General features: G+C 63.8%; 12 protein-coding genes. 9 read left to right on the top strand and 3 right to left on the bottom strand.

Annotation, left to right across the window (positions count from 1 at the left end; genetic code table 11):
• Positions 1–70 precede the first annotated feature (70 nt).
• Positions 71–1,423 carry an aminotransferase-like domain-containing protein gene (locus LU684_RS27160; protein WP_232895238.1) on the top strand — a complete coding sequence of 451 codons (1,353 nt, stop codon included), beginning with the start codon at positions 71–73 and terminating at the stop codon, positions 1,421–1,423.
• On the opposite strand, the gene panB is transcribed toward LU684_RS27160, so the two are convergent.
• From panB to LU684_RS27175, 3 genes are all read right to left on the bottom strand, one after another.
• Positions 1,411–2,226, bottom strand: coding sequence for a 3-methyl-2-oxobutanoate hydroxymethyltransferase (gene panB, locus LU684_RS27165; RefSeq protein WP_232895239.1), 816 nt, complete (start codon positions 2,224–2,226; stop codon positions 1,411–1,413). The two genes, LU684_RS27160 and panB, sit on opposite strands and share 13 nt — an antisense overlap.
• A 260-nt stretch (positions 2,227–2,486) precedes the next feature.
• Positions 2,487–3,314 (bottom strand): phosphonoacetaldehyde hydrolase, encoded by an 828-nt coding sequence (gene phnX / locus LU684_RS27170; protein ID WP_016485813.1) that lies wholly within the window; start codon positions 3,312–3,314, stop codon positions 2,487–2,489.
• Positions 3,315–3,348: 34 nt separating this feature from the next.
• Complete coding sequence (locus LU684_RS27175) at positions 3,349–4,455, bottom strand: 2-aminoethylphosphonate--pyruvate transaminase (RefSeq protein ID WP_016485814.1); 1,107 nt, start codon at positions 4,453–4,455, stop codon at positions 3,349–3,351.
• A gap of 112 nt (positions 4,456–4,567) precedes the next feature.
• Between LU684_RS27175 and LU684_RS27180 the strand changes: the two genes are divergently transcribed.
• The 8 genes from LU684_RS27180 (at position 4,568) to LU684_RS27215 (ending at position 16,839) form a co-directional block, all read left to right on the top strand.
• Positions 4,568–5,431 (top strand): LysR substrate-binding domain-containing protein, encoded by an 864-nt coding sequence (locus LU684_RS27180; protein WP_016485815.1) that lies wholly within the window; start codon positions 4,568–4,570, stop codon positions 5,429–5,431.
• Positions 5,432–5,468: 37 nt separating this feature from the next.
• A complete protein-coding gene (locus tag LU684_RS27185) occupies positions 5,469–6,524 on the top strand; it encodes an AraC family transcriptional regulator (protein ID WP_060519631.1) in 1,056 nt (351 codons plus the stop codon).
• A gap of 142 nt (positions 6,525–6,666) precedes the next feature.
• Complete coding sequence (locus tag LU684_RS27190; protein WP_232895240.1) at positions 6,667–11,160, top strand: NEL-type E3 ubiquitin ligase domain-containing protein; 4,494 nt, start codon at positions 6,667–6,669, stop codon at positions 11,158–11,160.
• A 123-nt stretch (positions 11,161–11,283) separates the two neighbouring features.
• The gene (locus LU684_RS27195; RefSeq protein ID WP_060519635.1) at positions 11,284–12,930 is read left to right on the top strand and encodes an acyl-CoA synthetase; all 1,647 of its coding nucleotides are present in this window, start codon (positions 11,284–11,286) and stop codon (positions 12,928–12,930) included.
• Between the two features lie 13 nt (positions 12,931–12,943).
• Positions 12,944–13,711 (top strand): SDR family NAD(P)-dependent oxidoreductase, encoded by a 768-nt coding sequence (locus LU684_RS27200; protein ID WP_023048913.1) that lies wholly within the window; start codon positions 12,944–12,946, stop codon positions 13,709–13,711.
• Between the two features lie 11 nt (positions 13,712–13,722).
• Positions 13,723–14,916 carry an acetyl-CoA C-acyltransferase gene (locus LU684_RS27205; RefSeq protein ID WP_016485820.1) on the top strand — a complete coding sequence of 398 codons (1,194 nt, stop codon included), beginning with the start codon at positions 13,723–13,725 and terminating at the stop codon, positions 14,914–14,916.
• A gap of 8 nt (positions 14,917–14,924) precedes the next feature.
• Positions 14,925–16,052, top strand: a complete 1,128-nt coding sequence (locus LU684_RS27210) for an acyl-CoA dehydrogenase (protein ID WP_016485821.1) — start codon at positions 14,925–14,927, stop codon at positions 16,050–16,052.
• A 13-nt stretch (positions 16,053–16,065) separates the two neighbouring features.
• Entirely contained in the window at positions 16,066–16,839 is a 774-nt protein-coding gene (locus LU684_RS27215; RefSeq protein ID WP_003250095.1) for an enoyl-CoA hydratase, read from the top strand.
• The last annotated feature ends 185 nt before the right edge of the window (positions 16,840–17,024 follow it).

Here is a 17,024-nt window from a genome sequence, read left to right on the forward strand (position 1 = left end):
TCACACCCGCCGCGATGGAAACAGCCAGATCGACAAGCCCAGCTACACCTACCAGGCAGTCTACCGCTACTTGCTCGACAGGATCGAAGCAGCGCCCTGCGATGTGGAGCAGCGCTTGCCGTCACTGCGCGAGCTGGCCCGGCGCTTGGGCGTTTCGGTATCCAGTACCAAGTACGCCTATGCACTGCTGGAGGACGAAGGGCGGGTGTATGCGCGCCCCAAGCTGGGCTACTTCAGCCGGCCCCGAGCCCCCGCCATGCGCGGGCAGCATTCACCGAGCCTGCTCGACACGGTGTTCGCCAGCGCCCGTCAGCCGGGCATGCTGGCCCTGGGCAGCGATGCGCCGGCCATGTTGCTGTCGCTGCAGCAGCCGCTACTGATGATTGAGCGCGAACTGGCGCGCCAATACCCGCACGCGTTGGTACCGCTGTTCCAGCCGTTCGGTGAGCCCGAGTTGCGCAGCGTGCTGGCCGACCGCTACACCCGCTCGGCGCAGCATTACTGGAGCGCCGATCAGGTGTTCATTGGCGCGGACCTGCGCAGCATTCTCGAATTGGCGTTACGCGCCCTCGACCTGGAAGGCCAGGTGGCGCTGGTGGAGTCACCCTGCAACTGGGCGGTGCTGAGGCAGTTGCAGGCTGCGCGCATGACCATCATCGAAGTGCCATTGGGTGAGGATGGGCGTTTCAATTTACAGCAGTTGCACCGGCTGCTATGCGATCAGCCGGTGCGCCTGGCAGTGCTGTCGTCAGCGGCCAATGTGCCGCAAGGTGGCGTGATGCCCGCGTCGGACAAGCAGCAGATTTGCCGCTGGCTGGCTGAGCACGCTGTGTGGTTGTTCGAAAACGATGGCTACGGCGATTTGTGTTTCGACGCTTCAGCGCCGCGCTACCGGGACTTCGCCGACCCTGACCGGGTGCTGGTGTTTTCGACCTTCGACAAGCTGATCGGCGCGGAGGCGCCCTTTGGCTACCTGCTTTGCCGGCAGCATAATGAGCGTTTGCAGCAGTTGTGCCTTGAACGCGCCTTTCGTTTGTCGCCGATTCGCCAAAAGGCCATCGCCAGGCTGTTCGTCTCGCGCCGGGTCGAGCGGCACGTACAGCGCTTGCGGCCCTTGCTGCGTGAACGCCTGCAGCAGCTGAAGGCGCTGCTGGACGTGTACGGCCAGGGCTGCCTGCGCATCACCGAGCCTCAAGGCGGGGCCTGCCTGTGGTTGCGGGCGACTCGGCCGGTGGATATGCGCCGGGTCTTCGAGCGGCTGCTGGCACAACGCATCGTCATCGCCCCCGGGGAGCTCTTCAGCCAGTGCGGCCTATGGCGCAGCCACCTGCGGTTGTGCTGCACAGTGGACTGGAGCAAGGACATTGCCCTGGCACTGCAATGCCTGGTCAGGGCTATTCAGGACGAAGCTCAAGCCCCGTAGCAGTGGTGCAAGGCCGGGAACGCCCCATCGCGCACTTCGTCTGCATAGCGGGCGCAGGCCTCGCGGATCACCTGGCCGACGTCGGCATACTGCTTGACGAAGCGTGGCACGTGGTCACCCCCTAGCCCCAGCAGGTCCTCAGTGACCAGCACCTGCCCATCGCAGGCGGGTGAGGCGCCAATGCCAATGGTCGGTTTGTCGCTGGCCTGGGTGATGGCGCGCGCCACGGGCTCGGCCACGCCTTCGAGCAGCAGGCTGAAAGCACCGGCGTGCAGGTTGGCCTGCGCATCGGCCCGCAGCGCTGCAGCGCTGTCAGGGCTAAGCCCTTGGGCCTTGTAGCCGCCCATGGCATTGACGAACTGCGGCATCAGGCCGATGTGCGCCATGATCGGGATACCCCGGGCGACCAGGAATTCGACGGTGCTCGCCAACGCCTGGTTGGCCTCCAGCTTGAGCGCGTCGCAGCCAGTGCTGGCCAATACCTGGGCGCAGTTGCGAAAAGCTTGCTCGTGGGATTCCTGATAGCTGCCAAACGGCATGTCGGCGATTACGCAGGCCAGGCGGGTGCTGTCGACCACGGCGCGAGTATGGGAGATGGTTTCGTCCAGGCGCATGCCCAGGGTGGACGGGCGGCCGTAGCCGACCATGGCCGTGGAATCGCCGACCAGTATGAAGTCGACCAGCGGGTCGATCACCTGGGCGATGGCGCTTGAGTAGGCGGTGAGCGAAACGATCTTCTGCCGGCCTTTCATGGCGACCAGTTGCGGGACGGTAAGGCGGCTCGTGCGGGTGTGTGTGCTCATTGGGGGCTGGGCATCTCAGGACAGGGATGGCCCATTGTCGGGAGCTTGCAGCGGCAACTCAATGTACAGATCCAGGCTGAAAGGCGACCCAGATTACCTGCTTGATTCGGCCGGCTTTGCAGTATTTTGTGGGAGCGGCACTGTGTCGCGATCGGGCCGCAGCGCGGCCCCTCGGATTCAGCAAAAAGGCCTGGATTGCTGGGGCTGCTGCGCAGCCCGGTCGCGACACAAGGCCGCTCCTGCAGGCCTTTCGCACGGCCTCAGAAGGCCTGTGGCATCTCGCCTTTGGCCAGGCGCCGGTTGATGTCGGCGATCACTTCGGGCAGGTCGTTGATGGTGTCGATGAGGTAGTGCGGGCGCGAGCCGGCAAACAGCGCATGGATACGCTGGCGCTCGCTTTCCAGCTGCTCGGCACTCAGTGCCTGGAAGCCTTCCCAGGTCAGCCCCAGCGCGTTGCCCGAGCACACCAGTGCCACGGTCCACATGCCGGCACGGCGGCCTTCGAGAATGCCTGGCACGGTATCGTCGACTTTCACGCAGGCCGCCACATCGTCGATGCCCAGTGCAATCACGTTGGCCAGGGCCTGGGCCGGCCAAGGTCGGCCGTTAGGCGTCTCGTCGGTGGCCACCACGTGGTCGGCCACGTAGCCGTTCTGCGCCGCCAGTTCCACCACCTTGTCCATCACTACCTTCGGATAGCCCGAGCACGAGCCGATCTTCAGGCCGTCCTGGCGCAGCCCGGTGAGGGTGTCCAGCGCACCGGGGATTAGCGCCGAGTGCACGGCGATCTTCTCGATCTGCAGCGGCATGAAGCGGTTGTAGATGGCGGTCACGTCATCGTCGGTCGGCGTGCGGCCGAACACCTTGCGGTAGCGCTCGGCAATTTCCGGCACGTCGCACAAGGTGCGGATGTGGTCCCACTTGCCCATGCCCATCGGCCCTCGGGCCTCTTCGATGGACACCTGCACGTCGAATTCGGCAAAGGCCTCGACAAAAATCTGGGTAGGGGCGAACGAGCCGAAATCGACCACGGTGCCAGCCCAGTCGAGGATGGCAGCTTGCAGTTGTGTAGGGTTGCTGTAGTTCATGTGCGCAAATTCCTGAATTCAGGTGGGCAAAGGGTCAGATGTCCAGTACTTCCATTTCCCGCAGCACTTCGGCCACGGCATTTACGGCGGCCTGCATGCCATCGGCACCGACCACGCCGATGCAGCCGACGCGGAAGGTTTCGACCTGGGTCAGCTTGCCCGGGTAGAGAATGAAGCCCTTGGCCTTGACCCGTTCGTAAAAGTCCTTGAACTGGTAGCGGGCGTCGTTCGGTGCGTGGAAAGTGACGATGATCGGCGCCTGGATATCGGCCGGCAGGAAGCTGCGCAGGCCAATGGCGGCCATGCCGTCGAGCAGGGTCTTGCAGTTGTCGGCATAGCGTTGGTGGCGCGCAGGCAGGCCGCCTTCTTCGTTGTATTGCTGCAGCGCCTCGTGCAGGGCCGCGACCACGTGCGTGGGCGGGGTGAAGCGCCACTGGCCGGTCTTGGCCATGTAGGCGTGCTGGTCGTAAAGGTCCATGGCCAGCGAGTGGGCATTGCCTTCGGCGGCGGCCAGGGCGGCTTTTTCGGCGAAGACGAAGCCCATGCCAGGTACGCCTTCCAGGCACTTGCCGGAGGCGGCGATCAGCGCTTCGAAGGGGATTTCGCGGGCATCGATCGGCAGCGCGCCGAATGAACTCATGGCATCGATGATCAGGCGCTTGCCGTGGCGTTTGATCACCTGGGCGATCTCGGGCAGCGGGTTGAGGATACCGGTACTGGTTTCGCAGTGGATCAATGCCACGTGGGTGACGGCGGGGTCGGCAGCCAGCAGGCGGTCGACATCGGCAGCCGTGGTCGGCTGGTCTTCGGCGGTTTCGAAGGTGCTGTAGCTGCGGCCCACCACTTTGCAGATCTTCGCCAGGCGCTGGCCATAAGCGCCATTGATCAGCACCAGGACCTTGCCATCGCGTGGCACCAGGGTGCCGATGGCCGCTTCCACGGCGAAGGTGCCGCTGCCTTGCAGGGGCACGCAGTGGTGGCTGGCGCTGCCGTCGATGATCGCCAGCAGTTGCTCGCAGACGCTGGCAGTCAGCTGGTTGAAGTCGCGGTCCCAGGAGCCCCAGTCCACCAGCATGGCTTGGCGGGTGCGGATTGATGTGGTCAAGGGACCTGGGGTCAGCAGAATCGGGGCGTTGCTCATTCCGTTATTCCTCGCAAGCGGTGGGCTGAAACTACGAGGCCTAGGTTGCAATTCGCGCTGCCATCAATCAAATTGTTTGTTGTTATCCCAGCTATAAGTCAGGCCGATAAATATGAACCTGTTTCAGCTACGTGCGTTCGATGCAGTGGCCCGTGAGGGCAGCTTTACGCGAGCCGCCGAGCGCCTGTTCATCAGCCAGCCGGCAGTGACCGGGCACGTCAAGGCGCTGGAGGAGCACTACCAGATCACCTTGCTGAGGCGCACCGCGCGGCGCGTTGAGTTGACCGAAGAGGGCACGCGGCTGGCGGCCATCACCCGGGCCATGTTCGGCCTGGCTGAAGAGGCGCAGGCCATGCTGGAAGCCAACCGGCAGTTGCTGACCGGGCGCCTGGAGGTGGCCGCCGATGGCCCGCACCGGGTCATGCCCATGCTGGCGCAGTTACGTCAGCGCTACCCCGGTATCACGGTCAATTTGCGGCTGGGTAACGCTCAAGAGACGCTGGCGGCCCTGTTGTCCGAGCATGCCGACGTGGCGGTACTGACTGAGATCGAGCCACGCAAGGGCCTGTACCTTCAGAACCTGTGCGAATCCCGTTTGTGCGCGCTGTTGCCGGCAGGGCACGCCTGGGCGGGCGGCGAAGGTGACCTGGCCCTGACCGGGCTGCACCAGCAGATCATGGTGCTGCGCGAACCCAGCTCCACTACCCGGCGCACCTTCGACAAGGCCTGCGCTACAGCCGGCGTGCAGCCGAGGGTGCAGCTGGAGCTGGACAGCCGTGAGGCGGTCACCGAGGCAGTGGCATCGCAGCTGGGCATCGGGGTGGTGTCGTCTACGGAAGTGGCGAACGACCCCCGGGTGGTGGCGCGACCGCTAGGCGGGCAGGGTCTGGTCAACCAGCACATGGTTGGCTGCCTGGAGCGGCGCCGTGAGTTACGCTTGATCCAGGCATTCCTGGGCCTGGCGGCCAGCCTTTGAGCCGGGCCGAGATGGCGGTATGACTGATGGACTGCAGATGAGCGAGAAAGACACCATTTCCATGCAACTGGTGCGTGAGGCCTTGTTGCAGACCTGCCCGGCGGGTGAGCCGGATGCCGCGTTGCTGGCCCGTGCCGGTATCGACGCCGGGCAGTTGCAGGCCCCGGATGCACGGGTCAGCGCCGAGGCCTATGCCCGGCTCTGGCGGTTGCTGGCACGGCGTTGCAACGACGAGTTCTTTGCCATGGACCCGCGTGGCCTGCGCAGCGGCAGCCTGGCGTTTCTGTGCCGGGCGAGCATGGCCCAGCCAACCTTGGGCGAGGGCCTGGAAACCGCGCTGGCGTTTCTTTCGCTGATGCTCGAGGACCTGCAGCCGAGCCTGGTGCGTCAGCAGGGCCTGGCCGAGATTGTCATCAATGAGCCGCGTGACCTGCCACGGCGCCCGTTCACCTACTTCACCTTCTGGATGATCGTGCATGGCGTGGCCTGCTGGCTGGCCGGGCGACGCATCGCCATCCTGGCCATTGAGCTGCGCTGTGCCGAGCCGCCGTACTGTGACGATTACCGGGTGATGTTTTCGCAGAACCTGCAGTTCGAGCGGCCGCGCACCCGCATGATCATCAGTGCCGATTGCCTTGACGTGCCACTGCGTCGTAGCCCCGAGGACCTGCAGCGTTTTCTGGCCGAGGCGCCCGGCAACATCCTGGTCAAGTACCGTGATCCGGCCAGCCTGGCGCGGCGTATCCGCGCCGACTTGCTGCAACTGGACCCGTCCCGTTGGCCGGATGCCGACGCCCTGGCACGACATTTGTGCCTGTCTCCGTCAACCTTGCGTCGTCGGTTGGCGGAGGAAGGGCAGAGCTACCAGGTACTCAAGGACAGTGTCCGGCGCGAACTTGCCATTGCCTGGTTGAGCCGGGAAGAGGTGGCCATGGGTGAGATTGTCGAGCGTCTGGGGTTTGCCGACAGCAGTTCGTTCTACAAGGCATTTCGCAAGTGGTTCGGCTGCAACCCTGGGCATTACCGTGCGCTGATCCAGGCCCGGGGAGCGGCAGGCTGCATTGAGGCTCCCGCTGCCACTGGCGGTGGGTGAAGGCAGGGAGTCGATCGTTGCCCATCAAGGGCATTGATGATGCAAGCGGTGGCGGGTCGTGGGCACGGTCGTATTTCCTCGTGCCTTGGGCAGTGCGAGTTGGCGAGCATGCCAGCCCCAACCCTTCGCTCCCGGCACATCCATGACTTCCAGCACTTCGAACGCCATCATCAGCCATGAACAAGCAACTGATGATTTCATCGCAGCCAGGCTTCCCGACTGGCTAAAGCGGGCCAGCCAGGCTCAGATCGTCGCCCTGCGCGCCAGCCTCAACGCCCATCACGCCAGCCAGGCCCGTCTGCGCGGGCTTACGCTGACCCTTGAGCCTCTGCAGGTGTTCGCTGAAAAGCACCTGCTGGGCGTGCTGGTCAAGCCACTGCCCACAGGCATGACCCTCGCAGCATTGGAATGGCTGCAGGTATCACCGCGTTTCGGCACGATGCCCGGCACTCTTCAGCAGACTTACCACTACTCGGCGACCCGCCAGGATGGCTTGCTGAGGCTGATGGGCAACTTCGGCCCTGACGAATCGTTTTACCAGGGCACCGGGCTGGTGTCTCCTGGCCGGGACGCCGTGTTGACCGGCACGCCCGAGCAACTGGTTGCGACATGCCGGGCGCTGGATGTGGGCCAGCTTTACCAGGCCGAGCTGCAGCGCACGTTCAACGCGACCACCGAAGGCATCCTTGCGCAGGACAAACGTTCGGGTCTGGCACTGGCTGCGCAGGTTGCGACGCTCAAGGGCGATATCGACGAGCAGGTGCAGCAGGCCTTGACCAAGATGGTTGAGGGTGGGGGTGCCCATGCTGACACGGGCCTGCATGCCTACCCCGGGTTGCTGGAGGTGTTGGGGCAGCGTGTTGCTGACGGGCTGTTCATTCGTTTGCGAGACAGTGTGGGCCAGGACCGAGGTGTGGTCCTCTACCTGCCCAGCGATCCCGTGCAGGCGCTGCGCCGCTTCGACTCCACACAGGCCATGAACACTGCGATGGTTGCAGCATTGCAAGAGAAGGCCTACCGGGATTACTTCATGCAGCTGATCAGCCTGCGACATCGCGCGAGCATCGCAGGCAGGCTGCATGCACGCCTGGAGGATGCCCAGCCCGATCTGGCGTTGGAGGGCGCGACTGAGTCTGGGGACTTGTTCGCTGCGCTGGCCGCGCAACAGTTGCAAAGGGTCAAGGACGACGCCCGGCTGTTACTGGTCCCTACTGCGGACGCTGACGCGGCTGCCGCCCGCGCTCGTCATGCGGCCTGGCATGGCGCAGGGCTCGATTTGCTCAACCTGGCGGGGCTTTTCATCCCTGTGGTAGGCGCGCTACTGCTTGGCCAACTGGTGGCGCAGACACTTGGCGAGGTATTCGAGGGCGTCAAGGACTGGACCCGTGGGCACCAGCACGAAGCCCTCGAGCATATGCTGGGGGTTGCCGAAACGGTGGCTGCGACGGCGTTGACCGCAGCCAGTGTGAGTTTTCTGCGAAGTACCTTTGTCGATGGCTTGCAGCCTGTGAACGTGGGGGGGCGGCGCGGCCTGCTGTGCTCCGATGACATCACAGCCTATGAGTCCAACCCAGGCACCATCGCCCTGCGTGATGATGGGCTTTATGGTGACGAGAGCAGGCGCTGGATGCGCCGGGGGCAGCGTTATTATGAAGTTCAGCGCAGTGAGCCTGAAGCCCCGTACCGCCTGCGTCACCCTGGTGCAAGCAACGGTTACGGGCCGCTGGTTTTGCACAACGGCGAACGCGGCTGGCGCCTGCTGCGCGATCAACCGCAACGCTGGAACGACGTGCGCAGCATGCTCGATAGCCTGTGGCCGCAGCATCCCGCCATTGATCCACAGCAGGCGGCGCAAGTGCTGCGGGTTGCCGGTGTGGATACCGAGGAGTTGCGGGGCGTGCTGGTAGAGAACCGGCCGGCGCCAGTAAACCTGCGTGAGACTTTGCGGCGCTTCGAAGCCCATGCGCGTATCGAGTCGTTCTTTACTCGTCTGGCCAGCTACTCGCTGGCCACACAGGACAGTGCGTTGCTGGAGTGGTGTCAGGCCCAGTCTGCCAGTACCGACAGCGATACCCTGCTGCGTCAGCGAGCTGCCCTGCAGGGGCCTCTTCTGGAGCACCTGAGCACGCCACCCGCTGCCGACGACAGGCTGCTGACCTTGGTAAAACGTGATTTCGCCGGTTTGCCGGAAGCCTACGCACAGGCGCTGGTCGCGCAGGCCAGTGAAGGCGACCGGTTGCTGACGACGTCAAGCGGGCGTGTGACGCTGGGCCTCGCGGAAAAGGCCCGCTCCCTGCTTCGCCTGGCCAGACTGAACCGTACGCTGGAGGGGCTTTACCTGCCCGGCAGCTACTGCAACGAAACCGGTCAACTGGCTTTCGCCCTGCTTCAGGGCGAGCTGGCAAGCCGCGCAGGTGTGCCTCCCGAAACGCTCAGCCTGGAGCTGCGCGACAGTGCACCGGACGGGCGTTTGCTAAAGGCCATAGGCACCGCTGTCGACCCCCTTGTGCGCAGGATAGTGGTGCATAAAGACGGATGCTTCCATCTTTATGATGGCCTGGGGCGTGGGCTGCCGTTCGGCGCAGGTGACCCGGCAAGCCTTTACGAAACGCTTGCAGCGGTGTTGGCGCCTGAGCATTGCGCGGCGCTTGGCATGGCTCACGGCGATGTTGGGTCACAGCTACGCCAGCGTCTGCTTGCCCGGCTTCCTGCTACGCACCAGGGGGTTGCCGACCTCTTGCAATGGCCGACACAGGTGCAATGGTTGAACCCTGGACGACGCTTGCCAGATGGCCGGGTTGGCTATCTGCTCAATGGCCGCACCGGGGCCGACAGCCGTTCATTTGCTGCGCGGGTTCGGGAGCGTTTGCGCCAGCTTTATCCAGGGTTGGATGAGGTGCAGCTGGACCAGGAGCAGGCGCTTCTTGCCAATGGGCCGCGGCCGGTCTATGAGCGCCTCGTAGAGCTGGAAGATGACCATGACCAGTTGATTCGCCACCTCAACCGCTGGTGCAGCGCAGAACTGAACGAGGGGCGCCAGATACTTCGCCGGCAGGTCGTCGGCGCCATTCTGCGGGCTTGGCGCTTGCAGGGACACTGGATATACAACGATGCGGGCACACCGACAGGTCAGCGCCTGTCGCTGAGTGGCCTGCAGCTCAGCAGTTTGCCGGAGCTGCCGCCTGTCATTGACTTCCACCGTGTAACCAGCCTGCGGTTGTACGAGTCGGCGGTCGATGTGGTGCCAGTGAACTTCTTGCGCCCGTTTACCACGCTGAGCGAGCTGGACTTGAGTTTCAACCGGCTGCGCAACATTCCGCTCGGGATCGCTCACCTGCCGCAACTCCAGCGCTTGCGCCTGGCGCATAACCAGATCCGTCTCGACGCGCAGGCGGTCGAGGTCTTGCAGGCACTGCCTGGCTTGTCCCATCTTGACTTGAGCTACAACCGGCTGGAACACCTCTACCTGAACCTCAACCATTTTTCGGCAATGACTCACTTGAACCTGCGGCACTGCCGGCTGGCGACCTGGCCCGACCACATCGAGCTGTGCGGCCTTTTGGTGCGCTGTGACCTGAGCGACAATCAACTACGGGAACTACCGGAGGCGGTGTTGGCCATGCCTCATGCCTGGCGCCGGGCGCTTGTCGTCGACCGTAACCCCCTGACAGGGGTCCAGTTGCAACGGTTGTTCGCGCTGGATCCCATCGAGGAACACGGACATTTGCCAGAGTCGATGGCCCGTGTCGACTTGCTTCATGCACGCGCCTTGTGGCTGCAGCATGTCGCCGATAACGACCGAATGGCGTGCGCAGCGCTGTGGGACGGCCTGTTGGCCGACCCGGACAGCGTAGGCTTTTTCCGTATTTTAGCGTGGCTGGAGCATACGGCTGATTATGACCCGGCAGCCACCGGAGGCGGCCGGGAAGCACTTGCGCGTGAAGTATGGGCCGCGCTGCGGGCCATGGAGGGCAGTCCGGGGCTGCGGATACGGGTTTTTGAAGAGTGCAATCAGCCTGTTTCCTGCTCGGACATGGTCATCGATCGTTTCAGTCACGTGAATATTCGGGTCTTGCTGGCCCAGGCTGAAACCGATGCGCTAGACCTGACGAAACGGGGACAGTTGATGGCATTCGGCCGGCAGCTGTTTCGGCTTGATCAGGTTTGGCAGGAGGCCAGCCGAGCGATATTGCGCCAGGGCGGCGCGGGTGAACAGGTGGGGCGCTCGGCCTTGTCACTGGCATACCGTGTACGCCTGCGCGAACGTCTGGGTTTGCCCGGTCAGCCGCGGGCGATGCGCTACCCGGACTCTGCCGGGTTGAGCGACCAGCACGTCAACAGTGTTGCCGCAGCTGTCCTCGCCAGTGAAGACTTCGAGGCGCTGACTCAAAGCCTGGCGAGTCGCCTGTTCTGGCAAACCTGCCTTCGTGAGCAGCACCGGGCGCTGTTCGAGGCACTCAGAGCCGACTATCTGCAGCGCAGGGCGGACTTGCGCATTGTGCAGCCACCCATTGCGGCCGAACAACTGCGTTCTCAGCTTGCTGATCTGGATGAGCAAGAACTGCGCGATACACAGCGATTGCTGACAGGGCTGACCGAGTCTTACCTGCACAGCCTGGGCCGGGGTGCCAGCTGACCTGCAAGGCGGCCAAACCAGTCATCCAGATTGACAGCTTTGGCCATTGCCGCGGGGCTTGAGCGGCGCGAACATCGTCGGACCGATGGTTAACACCAAAAACAAGAAACCAGGAGTCCGACGATGCGCGATTACACCGAGGCTGCTCGTGCGTTCGACCACGCTCAGGCTGCCAGTGCGGCGCTGCATGGCGACCTCGAAGCCCTCAATGCCTGTGTTGAATGCTGTGACCGCCATGCCGGTGACGGCAAGCTGGCGCTAATCTACGAAGACCGCAATGGCAACACAGCACGGTACAGTTTTGACCAGCTCAAGGCGCAGTCTGCCCGATTTGCCAATGTGCTCAAAACCCAAGGCGTAGGTCCAGGTGACCGGGTGGCTGGTTTGATGCCGCGCACTCCCGAGCTTCTTGTCACCATCCTCGCCACCTGGCGCCTGGGCGCGGTGTACCAGCCTTTGTTCACTGCCTTCGGCCCCAAGGCTATCGAGCACCGCCTTGAGCAGTCGCATGCCCGCGTAGTCGTTACCGACAGCCTCAACCGTAGCAAGCTGGACGATGTGCATGCCTGCCCGACCATCATCACAGTCAATGCCCGCGTCGGCGAGCTGGACTTCCAGCAGTGTCTGGAGCGTGCCGCGAACGACTGTGATCCGGTAATGCGCGCGGGTAGCGACCCGTTCTTGCTGATGTTCACGTCAGGCACCACCGGCCCGGCGAAACCGTTGGAGGTGCCGCTGCGGGCCATCGTCGCGTTTAAGGGTTACATGCGCGACGCCATCGGCCTGCGCAGCGAAGACAACTTCTGGAACCTGGCAGACCCGGGCTGGGCCTACGGCCTTTATTACGCGGTCACCGGCCCATTGTCGCTGGGCCATGCAACCACGTTCTACGATGGCCCGTTCAGCGTCGAAAGCTGCGCGCGGGTCATCGACAAGCTGGGTATCACCAACCTGGCAGGCTCGCCCACCGCCTACCGCATGTTGATTGCAGCCGGCAGTGCTTTCTCGGCGCCGGTCAAGGGCCGCCTGCGCGTGGTCAGCAGTGCAGGTGAGCCGCTCAATCCAGAGGTGATCCGCTGGTTCGCCAATGAGCTGGGCGTGACCATCCACGACCATTATGGCCAGACCGAACTGGGTATGGTGCTGTGCAACCATCACGGTCTGTCACACCCTGTGCACCTGGGGTCTGCAGGCTTCGCTATCCCCGGCCATCGCATTGTGGTGCTGGACGAGCAAGCTAACGAACTGCCGGCCGGTCAACCGGGCATCCTTGCCGTCGACCGCGAGCAATCGCCACTTTGCTGGTTCGGTGGCTACCACGGTTTGCCGACCAAGGCGTTCATCGGCAAGTACTACCTCAGTGGCGACACTGTAGAGCTCAACGCGGATGGCAGCATCAGTTTCGTTGGCCGCAGCGATGATGTGATTACCACTTCCGGTTACCGCGTCGGGCCGTTCGACGTCGAAAGCGCGTTGATCGAGCACCCCGCGGTGGTGGAGGCCGCCGTCATCGGCAAGCCGGACCCGGAACGTACCGAGCTGATCAAGGCTTTCGTGGTGCTGACTGAAGGCGTCGGCGGTTGTGCCGAGCTGGAAGAAGCGCTGCGTCAGCATGTACGCCAGCGCCTGTATGCCCATGCTTACCCCCGCGAAATCGAATTCGTCAGCGAGCTGCCCAAGACCCCGAGCGGCAAGCTGCAACGCTTCATCCTGCGCAACCAGGAAGTCGCCAAACAACAAGCGCAACAGGCCACCCCTGCCAGCGCCTGAAAGGAAACCGATCATGCAGATAGCCAATAAACACTTCATTGTCAGCGGCGCCGCCTCCGGGTTGGGTGCTGCCACTGCGCAGATGCTGGTCGAGGCCGGCGCCAAGGTCATGCTGGTCGACCTCAATGCCCAGGCCGTCGAGGCCAAGGCCCGTGAGCTGGGTGACAACGCCCGCTTCGCCGTGGCCGACATCAGCGACGAGCAGGCTGCGCAGGCGGCCGTCGACGCAGCCGTCAGTGCCTTCGGCAGCTTGCATGGCCTTGTCAATTGTGCCGGCATCGTCGGTGCCGAGAAGGTGCTGGGCAAACAGGGGCCACATGGCCTGGCCAGCTTCGCCAAGGTCATCAACGTCAACCTGATCGGCAGCTTCAATTTGCTGCGCCTGGCTGCTGCAGCCATGGCTGAAGGGGCTGCCGATGAGGCCGGCGAGCGTGGCGTGATCATCAATACCGCCTCCATCGCTGCCTATGACGGCCAGATCGGTCAGGCGGCCTACGCTGCCTCCAAGGGTGCCATTGCCAGCCTTACCTTGCCGACTGCGCGCGAACTGGCACGTTTCGGCATCCGCGTGATGACCATCGCTCCGGGCATCTTCGAAACGCCGATGATGGCTGGCATGACCGAGGAAGTGCGTGCTTCGCTGGCTGCCGGCGTGCCGTTCCCGCCACGCTTGGGGCGCCCTCAGGAATACGCTGCGCTGGCCCGTCACATCATCGAGAACAGCATGCTCAACGGCGAGGTGATCCGCCTCGACGGTGCACTGCGCATGGCTGCCAAGTAAGGAGAGCGAACATGACCCTCGCCAATGATCCGATTGTTATCGTCAGCGCCGTGCGCACGCCCATGGGCGGCCTGCAGGGCGACCTGAAAAGCCTGACTGCGCCACAACTGGGCAGTGCGGCCATTCGTGGTGCCGTGGAACGTGCCGGCATCGATGCTGCCAGTGTCGAGCAAGTGCTGTTCGGCTGCGTGCTGCCGGCTGGCCTTGGCCAGGCGCCGGCACGCCAGGCTGCACTGGGTGCCGGGCTGGACAAGCACACCACCTGTACCACCCTGAACAAGATGTGCGGTTCGGGCATGCAGGCCGCGATCATGGCCCATGACCTGCTGCTGGCCGGCACCGCAGACGTGGTGGTGGCGGGTGGCATGGAAAGCATGACCAACGCCCCGTACCTGCTAGACAAAGCCCGTGGCGGCTACCGCATGGGCCATGGCAGGGTCATCGACCACATGTTCATGGACGGCCTGGAAGACGCTTATGACAAAGGCCGCCTGATGGGCACCTTCGCCGAAGATTGCGCCCAGGCCAACGGCTTCAGCCGCGAAGCCCAGGACCAGTTCGCCATCGCCTCGCTTACCCGTGCCCAGGACGCGATCAGCAGTGGCCGCTTTGCCGCCGAAATCGTGCCGGTGGAAGTCACCGAGGGCAAGGAAAAGCGCGTCATCAAGGACGACGAGCAGCCGCCCAAGGCGCGCCTGGACAAGATCCCGCAGCTCAAGCCTGCCTTCCGTGAAGGGGGTACGGTGACCGCAGCCAACGCCAGTTCGATTTCCGACGGTGCCGCGGCGCTGGTGCTGATGCGGCGCTCCGAAGCTGACAAGCGCGGCCTCAAGCCATTGGCAGTGATCCATGGCCACGCGGCCTTCGCCGACACCCCGGCGCTGTTCCCGACCGCGCCGATCGGGGCTATCGACAAACTGATGAAACGCACCGGCTGGAACCTGGCCGACGTCGACCTGTTCGAGATTAACGAGGCCTTCGCCGTGGTCACCTTGGCGGCCATGAAACACCTTGACCTGCCCCATGACAAGGTCAACATCCATGGCGGCGCCTGCGCCCTTGGCCACCCCATCGGCGCCTCCGGCGCACGCATCCTGGTGACCTTGCTGTCGGCCCTTCGCCAGAACAACCTGCGCCGCGGCGTGGCGGCCATTTGCATTGGCGGCGGCGAGGCCACGGCCATGGCTGTCGAATGCCTGTACTGAGGTGAACCATGCTGGTAACTGACGAGCAACAACAGATCGCCGACGCGGTACGCGCCTTTGCCCAGGAACGGCTGAAACCTTTTGCCGAGCAGTGGGACAAGGAACACCGCTTCCCCAAGGAGGCCATCGAAGAGATGGCGGAGCTGGGCCTTTTCGGCATGCTGGTCCCGGAGCAGTGGGGCGGCAGTGACACCGGTTACGTGGCCTACGCCATGGCCCTGGAAGAAATCGCCGCTGGCGATGGTGCCTGCTCGACCATCATGAGCGTGCACAATTCGGTGGGCTGTGTACCCATCCTGCGGTTTGGCAGCGAGCAGCAGAAGGCGCAGTTCCTCACCCCCCTGGCAACTGGCGCGATGCTGGGTGCCTTTGCCCTCACCGAACCGCAGGCTGGCTCCGATGCCAGCAGCCTGAAGGCCCGTGCGCGTCTGGACGGTGACCACTATGTGCTCAATGGCAGCAAGCAGTTCATCACCTCCGGGCAGAACGCCGGGGTTGTGATCGTGTTTGCCGTGACGGATCCGGAGGCTGGCAAGCGTGGGATCAGCGCATTCATCGTGCCCACCGATTCACCGGGCTACCAGGTAGCACGGGTCGAGGACAAGCTCGGCCAGCACGCGTCCGACACCTGCCAGATTGTCTTCGACAACGTGCAGGTGCCGGTGGCCAACCGCCTGGGCGCAGAAGGCGAGGGCTACAAGATTGCCCTGGCCAACCTTGAAGGCGGGCGCATCGGTATTGCCTCGCAGGCCGTGGGCATGGCCCGTGCCGCGTTCGAAGTGGCGCGTGACTACGCCAAGGAGCGGCAAAGCTTTGGCAAGGCGCTGATCGAGCACCAGGCCGTGGCCTTCCGCCTGGCCGACATGGCGACGAAAATTGCCGTGGCCCGGCAGATGGTGCTGCACGCCGCCGCCCTGCGTGACGCCGGGCGCCCGGCGCTGGTGGAAGCGTCGATGGCCAAGCTGTTTGCCTCGGAAATGGCCGAAAAGGTCTGTTCGGATGCCTTGCAGACCCTGGGCGGTTATGGCTATCTGAGTGACTTCCCGCTGGAGCGGATCTACCGCGACGTTCGGGTTTGCCAGATCTACGAAGGCACCAGCGACATTCAGCGCATGGTCATTGCGCGCAATCTTTGAAGGAGCAGACTGCATGGCATTCGAAACCATCCTGTTGGACATTCACGGCAAGGTCGGCCTGATTACCCTCAACCGCCCGCAGGCGCTGAACGCGCTGAACGCGCAGATTGTTGGTGAGATCAACCAGGCTCTGGACCAGCTTGAGCGTGACCCGAACATCGGTTGCGTGGTGCTGACAGGCTCGGCCAAGGCCTTTGCCGCTGGCGCCGACATCAAGGAAATGGCTGAACTGCAATACCCGCAGATCTACGTCGATGACCTGTTCAGCGATGCCGACCGCATTGCCAACCGACGCAAGCCGATCATTGCAGCAGTGTCCGGCTTTGCCCTGGGCGGCGGCTGCGAGTTGGCCATGATGTGTGACTTTATCCTCGCGGCGGACAACGCCAAATTTGGTCAACCGGAAATCAACCTAGGGGTGCTGCCCGGCATGGGCGGGACCCAGCGGCTCACCCGTGCGGTGGGCAAGGCCAAGGCCATGGAACTGTGCCTGACCGGGCGCCTGATGGGGGCTGAGGAGGCCGAGCGTGCTGGCCTGGTGGCGCGCATTGTGCCGCAGGCGGAGTTGGTCGAAGAGGCGCTGAAAGTGGCGGCGACCATTGCCAGCAAGTCGATTCCGGTGAGCATGATGGTCAAGGAGAGCGTCAATCGCGCGTTCGAAGTTACCCTCAGCGAGGGTGTGCGCTTTGAGCGTCGGGTGTTCCATGCGGCCTTCTCTACCGAAGACCAGAAAGAAGGCATGGCCGCATTCATCGCCAAGCGCGAGGCGCAGTTCAAGGATCGTTGATTAGACTCGGTTCGTGCCGTTGCCGTTGCCGTTGTTTTTGCTTCTAAGCGCGCGGTAGTTCAGGCGACGCAGATTGCGACTTCAGGAGGCCGAGCGCAGGGCTTGCGTAGGGAGGTGACGGGCATGGATGCCCGTCAAGCGCTGGGCCCCAGGATGGGGCCTGCAGCGCGGTCCTCCCGGGAGCA

The organism is Pseudomonas sp. NMI542_15 (assembly GCF_021283425.1).
Taxonomy (GTDB): Bacteria; Pseudomonadota; Gammaproteobacteria; order Pseudomonadales; family Pseudomonadaceae; genus Aquipseudomonas; species Aquipseudomonas fortuita.